This window comes from Pedobacter sp. 10L46_2, from assembly GCF_056395165.1.
In genome coordinates, this window is record NZ_JBFTIZ010000195.1 from 1 (window position 1) to 7,686 (window position 7,686).

Genomic DNA, 7,686 nt, shown 5'->3' on the forward strand with positions numbered 1-7,686 from the left:
ACTAAATACCTGGTGTGATACATTTGGTTGGGAGAATGTACTTAACAAAAAAGGTACTACCTGGAAAAAACTAAGTACCGAGGAACAACAAGAGGTAAACAGTAAAGAAAGTGCTATTAAAGTTTTAATGATTTATACTAGTGCCATTAAACGTCCAATAATAGAAGTTGATGGAAAGCCCATTTTAATTAGCTTTAGTGAAGAAAATTACCAAAACGCTTTAAAATAGTATTTCGAAAAAATCATCTTAATAAAGGAACATTTTGCTGTTAATGTTTGTTAAATAGTTAACGTGACACTTAAACAGCGTTATATTTGAATATGCTTAAGAAACTTTTGTTTGCATTGATTTTAATGGCTCCTCTATCACTTTGGGCGCAAGATGTTGTTTCGGGAACTGTTTATGATTTTGAGATAAAGACTTTGCCGCTTCAGGAGGTAAATGTTAAGAATTTTAATAATAACCAAAGCACAAAAACGAAAGCCTCGGGTAATTTTTCGCTTGCAGCTAAGATTGGGGATGTATTGGAGTTTTCTTTAAATGGTTATCATAAAGACACACTTTATCTTACCAACCTTTCTCCAAAAACAGTATTCCTTCCTGGCAGTTCAACCAGTTTAAAGGAGGTAAAGATCTTAAGTGCAAAAATAAATCCTACAATTTTAGCTCCGGATCCTGAGGCTAAAGAATTTAAAAGGGTTGAGGCGGATGATTATAAAGGTAAACCTAATGTTTCAAGAGCTGGTGGCCTTAAGCTAAATTTGGGATATGGCAAGTATAAAGAGCAGCAGGCCAAAGTAAAGGATCTGGAAGAGAAGGATCAATACGAAAATGAGATAAAAAGTGTTTTTACTGAAGCCTATGTTTCAGATCTGGTAAAGTTAAAGGGTCAGGAATTAAAAGATTTTATGACCATGTACAGGCCACCTGTTGCAACAGTGCAAAGCAACAGGCCATTCGACTATAAATATTATACTGTTCAGGCCTACCATAAGTGGCTAAAATTGCCTCCATCTCAAAGAAAACCACCTCAGGTACCAAGGTTAAAGAAAAATTAATAAAGTCGTTACATTACCAGGGGATAGGTTGGATTTTATACCTTTATTTCCAAATCTATAAACTTAAACTTTTATATGTCTTACAAGTCAACCATACTAGTGGTATTGTTGTGCGCATTTGCTTTGACTACAGTAGCGCAGCAAACAGATCCAAATGCTGGTAATTACGATGCACATGCTGCATTTAGTCCACTTTTTTATACTAAAAATGGAAATGAATACAGATCAGCAAGTGGTTATCCGGGGCCAAAATACTGGCAGAATCATGCCGATTATTCTATTACTGCAGATTTGGATGAAGGAAATAATAAAATAACTGGTACCGTTACTATTACGTATAAAAATAATAGCCCAGATAAATTACCTTATTTATGGCTACAGCTTGACCAAAATCTATTTGCACCGGATTCTAGAGGAAATGCACTTATCGCTGCAGGAAGTAGGTATGGGGCCAGAGGTGAAAAGCTAAACGGCGGATATAAAATAGAAGGCTTAACTGTATTGCAAAAACAGAAAGAAGTTAAGTTTACCTCTTTGATAGAAGATACCCGTATGCAAATACGACTAGCCGAACCAATGGCTGCTGCAGGAGATGTAGTAACAATAAAAATGAATTTCTCTTTCGTTATTCCCATTAATGGATCTGATCGTATGGGGCATTTAACAACTAAAAATGGTGAAATATTCGCGATAGCGCAGTGGTTCCCTCGCATGTGTGTGTATGATGATGTTCTAGGATGGAATACCTTACCTTATTGGGGAGCAGGGGAGTTCTATTGCGAGTATGGTGATTTTGATTTCGCTGTAACCGCGCCAGCAAATCATATTGTTATGGGATCTGGTGAGTTGTTGAATCCACAAGAGGTTTTTACGCCTGTGCAATTACAACGATGGAATGAAGCAAAGGCTAGCGATAAAACAATATCTATAAGATCTGAATCTGAAGTTAAGGATCCAAAATCCCGCCCTGCTAAAGATAAACTCACCTGGAAATTTAAAATTAAAAATGCCAGGGATGTTGCCTGGGGATCGTCAAAAGCATTTGTTTTGGATGCTGCACGTATCAATTTGCCAAGTGGCAAGAAAGCACTGGCTGTTTCTGCTCATCCTGTTGAAAGTAACGGCAGCGATGGTTATGGCAGAGCGGTTGAATATGTTAAAACATCAATAGAGCATTATTCCGATAAATGGTTTGAATATCCGTACCCTATGGCTGTAAATGTTGCCAGTAATGTTGGGGGGATGGAATATCCGGGAATTGTTTTTTGTGGCTGGAAAGCCAAAAAAGGGAGTGCCTGGGGAGTTATAGATCATGAATTTGGGCATACTTGGTTTCCTATGATTGTGGGCAGTAATGAGCGTAAATATGGCTGGATGGACGAAGGCTTTAATACTTTTATTAATGGAATTTCATCGGCTGCATTTAATAATGGCGAGTACAAAAAAACTCCTGATGATATGCATAAGATTGCCGACAAGCAGCAAAGTCCGGAAGTAGAATATATAATGCTGAGCCCCGATGCTATGAGAGAACGTAATATTGGAGGGAATTTATACTATAAACCCGCTCAGGGATTGAATATATTGAGAAACGTAATACTAGGGGCGGATCGTTTTGATTATGCTTTTAGACAATACATAGATCATTGGGCTTTTAAGCACCCAATGCCAGATGATTTTTTCCGTTCTATCGAAAATGGTGCAGGAGAAGACCTTTCGTGGTTCTGGAGAGGATGGTTTCTTGAAAACTGGAAAATGGATCAGGCTATTGTTAGCGTAACAGAATCTAACAGGGATGAGGCCAGAGGGTATAACATAGTTGTTGCCAATCTGGAAAAAATGCCAATGCCGATTATTTTGGAGATTAAAACCAAAAGTGGTAAAACTGACCGTGTAAAAATCCCGGTTGATGTTTGGATGCGGAATAATGTATGGACCGTACCTTACCCTACAACTGAAGAGGTAGTGTCGGTTGTTTTGGATCCGGAGAATCTATTGCCCGATGTGAATAACGATAATAATAAATGGAAGAAAAACTAATAATGGGTTGTTTTTAAAGCGGCCGTCATCTCGACGATAGGAGAGATCTCTTGGTTATATTCATTCAAGAATCTTTCCTATCGTCGAGATGACGGTTTGTGCTGCAGCATGACGCAGCTACTTTTATTTAGTGGCTTTTGAAAAAACTTTCTTTCAGCTTTTGAGCATCAATTAATGGTTCAGGCTCATCGAGACGAATTAACCATCCTTTTTGCTTCAGCAAACTAATATCTTCTTTAGCAACAGAAAGATCCTTGCCTTTTATGCTTCTATTTATAACGATAGGAGGTTTAGGTTCAACATTAGCTGTTGTATGAAACAACACTTCAATATTAAACTTAGGCCAGATCTGTATGTCGCCAAGTTGATCTGAATAGATTTTTTTAGCTGAATGAGGAGCCAAAATGTTTGCGAACTCACCTTTAAAATTTCCACCTTTTTCAGTAGTTAAACTAACAAGTAATTGGAAAGACGTTTCATTTACGATATGAAAGTGTGCTACAGAATTACTGTGCTGATCTGTTACGATGGCAAGAAATACACCATCTTTTATAAACTCTGCCTGAGGTATAACAGGGGCAGGGCGGTTGGTAACAATGTCATTTTCTATAATTTCACCATGTACTAATGTTACTTTAGATGCCAAAACCGGTATTTCAAAATCATTGGCATCAGTAACACCGATGGTATCTTTGTCGATAATTCTGGTAATGTACCCTTCTAAATTCTCGTCAACAAAACGAACAAAGTCTCCTAGTTTGAAATTCATATATTTTTATTTATGTCCAAATTTAGTTATTCTTATTATTTTTGTGGCATGGCCATAGAAGAGCAGAAAAATAATCCATTACACGGAAAAACACTCGAGTTTATTCTAAAACAACTTGTATGGCACTATGGCTGGGAAGAATTGGGTCTTCTTGTTAAAATTGCTTGTTTTAATAATAATCCTACTATGAATTCGAGCCTTAAGTTTTTACGTAAAACTGACTGGGCCAGGAAAAAAGTAGAGAAATTATACTTGAACACCTTTCATTAACGCGATTACTTTAAGACAGGTTCGATGCTGCTTCGAGGTTTGTTCGAGGGTGCTTCTGAAAAAAGTATCTGTTTTCCAAAGGGATCCCATACCAATTCTTAATCTGCTTTCATCCCAAACCCGAATACCCCATATAGAACTCTTATTATTTATTCTGTGAATCTTATGGTTTGAATAATTTTGTGTTAACCCCTTGATTTATAAAATGTATTGTCTTACCTTTGCAGTCCCTTATTGAGGGGTAAAGTTTTTAAACATAAAATAAGAAAAACAAAAAAGAACAATGCCAACCATTCAACAATTAGTTAGAAAAGGTAGAGTAGCACTGGAGTTCAAGAGTAAGTCTCCGGCGTTGGACAGCTGTCCACAGCGAAGAGGTGTATGTACACGTGTATATACCACTACCCCTAAAAAACCAAACTCAGCAATGCGTAAAGTTGCACGTGTACGTTTAACCAATGGTAAAGAGGTTAACGCTTACATCCCTGGAGAAGGTCACAATTTACAGGAGCACTCAATCGTATTGATACGTGGTGGACGTGTTAAAGATTTACCAGGTGTACGTTATCACATCATCCGTGGAGCATTAGATACTTCAGGAGTTGCTGGTCGTAACCAACGTCGTTCAAAATATGGTACTAAACGTCCTAAGCCAGGACAAGTAGCAGCGGCACCAACAAAAGGTAAAAAGAAATAATTAGGAGGAAAGAAAAATGAGAAAGTCAAAACCAAAAAAGAGAATTATCCTTCCTGATCCAAAATTTAACGATGTTCAGGTGACGAGATTTGTAAATAATATGATGTACGATGGAAAAAAATCTATCGCATATGATATTTTTTATGATGCTGTTGAATTAGCTGAGAAAAAAGCTGGTGAGAATGGTTTAGAAGTATGGAAACGTGCTTTAGCAAATGTAATGCCTGCAGTAGAGGTTAAGTCACGCCGTGTTGGTGGTGCTAACTTTCAGGTACCTACAGAAGTAAGACCAGACCGTAAGATTGCTTTAGGCATGAAATGGTTAATTTCTTACGCTCGTAAACGTGGTGAAAAAACCATGAAAGAAAAATTAGCAGGTGAAATTGTTTCAGCAGCTAAAGGTGAAGGTGCAGCAGTGAAAAAGAAAGAAGATACGCATAAAATGGCTGAGGCTAACAAAGCGTTCTCACATTTCCGTTTCTAATATTTGAAATTATTATAATGTCAAGAGATTTAAAATTTACTAGAAATATCGGGATCGCAGCTCACATTGATGCAGGTAAAACTACAACAACAGAGCGTATCCTTTATTATGCTGGGGTAAACCACAAGATTGGTGAGGTACACGAAGGTGCATCAACCATGGACTGGATGGTACAGGAAGCTGAACGCGGGATAACAATCACGTCTGCTGCAACAACTGTATTCTGGCCTTACCGTGGTAATAAATATCAGGTAAACGTTATCGATACTCCTGGACACGTGGATTTTACCGTAGAGGTAAACCGTTCATTGCGTGTACTTGACGGATTGGTGTTTTTATTTTCAGCAGTTGATGGTGTTGAGCCTCAATCTGAAACTAACTGGCGTTTAGCTAACAACTATGCAGTTCCTCGTATAGGTTTCGTTAATAAAATGGACCGTTCTGGAGCTGACTTCTTAAAAGTTGTTAAACAGGTTAAAGATATGTTGGGCAGTCATGCTGTTCCTTTGCAGTTACCAATCGGTGCTGAAGATAACTTTACTGGTGTTGTTGATTTGATCAATAACCGTGGTATTGTTTGGAATGAGCATGATAAAGGTATGACCTTTACTGAGGTTCCAATTCCTGCAGATATGGTTGATGAAGTTGCTGAATGGAGAGAGAATTTATTAGAAGCAGTTGCTGATTACGATGAGTCTTTGATGGAGAAATTCTTCGAAGATCCAAGTTCAATCACTGAGCGTGAGATTCTTGATGCATTGCGTAAAGCTACTTTAGATGCTAAAATCGTTCCTATGGTGTGTGGTTCATCTTTCAAAAATAAAGGTGTTCAAACCATGCTTGATTTGGTAATGGAATTATTGCCTTCGCCAATGGATGTGGATGGTATCACAGGTACTAACCCAGAAACTGGTCAGGAAGTAACTCGTCAGCCAGACATTAATGAGCCTTTTGCAGCTTTAGCATTTAAAATTGCAACGGATCCTTTCGTAGGTCGTTTGTGCTTTATCCGTGTTTATTCAGGTAACCTAGAAGCTGGTTCATACGTTTATAATGCACGTTCTGAAAACAAAGAGCGTATTTCTCGTATCTTCCAAATGCATGCTAACAAGCAAAATCCAATTCCTAATGTAGGTGCTGGTGATATTGCTGCGGTAGTAGGATTTAAAGATATCAAAACAGGTGATACACTTTGTGATGAGAAACATCCAATTGTTCTTGAATCAATGGATTTCCCAGAGCCGGTTATCGGTTTAGCAATTGAGCCTAAAACTCAGGCTGATATTGATAAATTAGGTATGGGCTTATCTAAATTAGCTGAAGAGGATCCTACCTTTAGAGTTCAAACTGATCAGGAAACTGGCCAGACTGTTATCTCTGGTATGGGTGAGCTTCACTTAGATATTTTGATCGATCGTTTAAAACGTGAGTTCAAAGTTGAGGTTAATCAAGGTGCACCACAAGTTGCTTACAAAGAAGCAATTAATGGAACTGTTCAACATCGTGAGACATATAAAAAACAATCTGGTGGTCGTGGTAAATTTGCGGACATCCAAGTTGTTATTTCTCCTATCGATGCTGATTGGGAAAAAGGTGGATTGCAGTTTGTTAACGAAATTACTGGTGGTTCAATTCCTCGTGAATTTATCCCATCTGTAGAAAAAGGATTTGCTGCATCTATGGCTAACGGAGTATTGGCTGGTTACCCACTACCAGACATGAAAGTTCGCTTAATTGATGGTTCATTCCACGCAGTCGATTCAGATGCTTTATCTTTTGAACTTGCAGCTAAAATGGCATATCGTGAGGCATTACCTAAATGTAACCCTGTGTTGATGGAGCCAATCATGAAAATCGAGATCCTTACTCCTGAAGAAAACATGGGAGATGTAATCGGTGATATGAACCGTCGTCGTGGTCAACTTTTAGGAATGGATACACGTAACGGTGCTCAAGTAATTAAAGCAACTGTACCTCTTTCTGAGATGTTTGGTTATGTAACTCAGTTACGTACTATTACTTCTGGTCGTGCAACCTCTACAATGGAGTTTGATCACTACGAGCCAGCTCCGAAAAACGTTCAGGACGAAGTAATTGCTAAATCAAAAGGCAGAATTAAATCTGTAGAATAAAAATAAATTGGCAGCCGGTTATTAATAGCTCTAACCGGCGCCTTAATTAAATAAATACCATGAGCCAAAGAATCAGAATTAAATTAAAATCTTACGATTACAACTTGGTAGATAAATCTGCTGAGAAAATCGTAAAGACTGTTAAACCTACGGGTGCAGTGGTTAGCGGACCGATTCCGTTGCCAACAGAAAAGAAAATATTCACAGTTTTGCGTTCACCACACGTGAACAAAAA

General features: G+C 38.1%; 9 protein-coding genes. 8 read left to right on the forward strand and 1 reads right to left on the reverse strand.

What is annotated here, in order from left to right:
- The 3 genes from AC1DDX_RS18450 to AC1DDX_RS18460 form a co-directional block, all read left to right on the forward strand.
- The coding region (locus AC1DDX_RS18450) for an ArsC/Spx/MgsR family protein (protein ID WP_477622386.1) at positions 1 to 229 on the forward strand (229 nt) is incomplete at its 5' end.
- Between the two features lie 92 nt (positions 230 to 321).
- Positions 322 to 1,059, forward strand: a complete 738-nt coding sequence (locus tag AC1DDX_RS18455) for a hypothetical protein (RefSeq protein ID WP_288882855.1) — start codon at positions 322 to 324, stop codon at positions 1,057 to 1,059.
- Between the two features lie 75 nt (positions 1,060 to 1,134).
- Complete coding sequence (locus tag AC1DDX_RS18460; protein WP_288882857.1) at positions 1,135 to 3,099, forward strand: M1 family metallopeptidase; 1,965 nt, start codon at positions 1,135 to 1,137, stop codon at positions 3,097 to 3,099.
- Between the two features lie 127 nt (positions 3,100 to 3,226).
- Here the strand turns inward: AC1DDX_RS18460 and AC1DDX_RS18465 are convergent, their stop codons facing one another.
- On the reverse strand, positions 3,227 to 3,868 hold the full coding sequence (locus AC1DDX_RS18465) for a hypothetical protein (protein WP_288882859.1): 642 nt from the start codon (positions 3,866 to 3,868) through the stop codon (positions 3,227 to 3,229).
- Between the two features lie 12 nt (positions 3,869 to 3,880).
- Here AC1DDX_RS18465 and AC1DDX_RS18470 point away from each other — a divergent pair, with 12 nt between their 5' ends.
- From AC1DDX_RS18470 to rpsJ, 5 genes are all read left to right on the forward strand, one after another.
- Entirely contained in the window at positions 3,881 to 4,138 is a 258-nt protein-coding gene (locus tag AC1DDX_RS18470) for a VF530 family protein (protein WP_394367893.1), read from the forward strand.
- Between the two features lie 283 nt (positions 4,139 to 4,421).
- Positions 4,422 to 4,835 (forward strand): 30S ribosomal protein S12, encoded by a 414-nt coding sequence (gene rpsL, locus AC1DDX_RS18475; protein ID WP_008244597.1) that lies wholly within the window; start codon positions 4,422 to 4,424, stop codon positions 4,833 to 4,835.
- Between the two features lie 16 nt (positions 4,836 to 4,851).
- The gene (gene rpsG, locus AC1DDX_RS18480; protein WP_048907451.1) at positions 4,852 to 5,319 is read left to right on the forward strand and encodes a 30S ribosomal protein S7; all 468 of its coding nucleotides are present in this window, start codon (positions 4,852 to 4,854) and stop codon (positions 5,317 to 5,319) included.
- A 17-nt stretch (positions 5,320 to 5,336) separates the two neighbouring features.
- Positions 5,337 to 7,451 (forward strand): elongation factor G, encoded by a 2,115-nt coding sequence (gene fusA, locus AC1DDX_RS18485; protein ID WP_048907450.1) that lies wholly within the window; start codon positions 5,337 to 5,339, stop codon positions 7,449 to 7,451.
- Positions 7,452 to 7,510: 59 nt separating this feature from the next.
- The coding region (gene rpsJ, locus AC1DDX_RS18490; RefSeq protein WP_477622387.1) for a 30S ribosomal protein S10 at positions 7,511 to 7,686 on the forward strand (176 nt) is incomplete at its 3' end.

What these genes read in the sequence shown, in the direction of transcription:
- rpsL (WP_008244597.1), top strand. Translation starts at nt 4,422, where the DNA reads ATGCCAACCATTCAACAATTAGTTAGAAAAGGTAGAGTAGCACTGGAG.
- AC1DDX_RS18460 (WP_288882857.1), top strand. Translation starts at nt 1,135, where the DNA reads ATGTCTTACAAGTCAACCATACTAGTGGTATTGTTGTGCGCATTTGCT.
- AC1DDX_RS18470 (WP_394367893.1), top strand. Translation starts at nt 3,881, where the DNA reads ATGTCCAAATTTAGTTATTCTTATTATTTTTGTGGCATGGCCATAGAA.
- rpsG (WP_048907451.1), top strand. Translation starts at nt 4,852, where the DNA reads ATGAGAAAGTCAAAACCAAAAAAGAGAATTATCCTTCCTGATCCAAAA.
- AC1DDX_RS18455 (WP_288882855.1), top strand. Translation starts at nt 322, where the DNA reads ATGCTTAAGAAACTTTTGTTTGCATTGATTTTAATGGCTCCTCTATCA.
- AC1DDX_RS18465 (WP_288882859.1), bottom strand. Translation starts at nt 3,868, where the DNA reads ATGAATTTCAAACTAGGAGACTTTGTTCGTTTTGTTGACGAGAATTTA.
- fusA (WP_048907450.1), top strand. Translation starts at nt 5,337, where the DNA reads ATGTCAAGAGATTTAAAATTTACTAGAAATATCGGGATCGCAGCTCAC.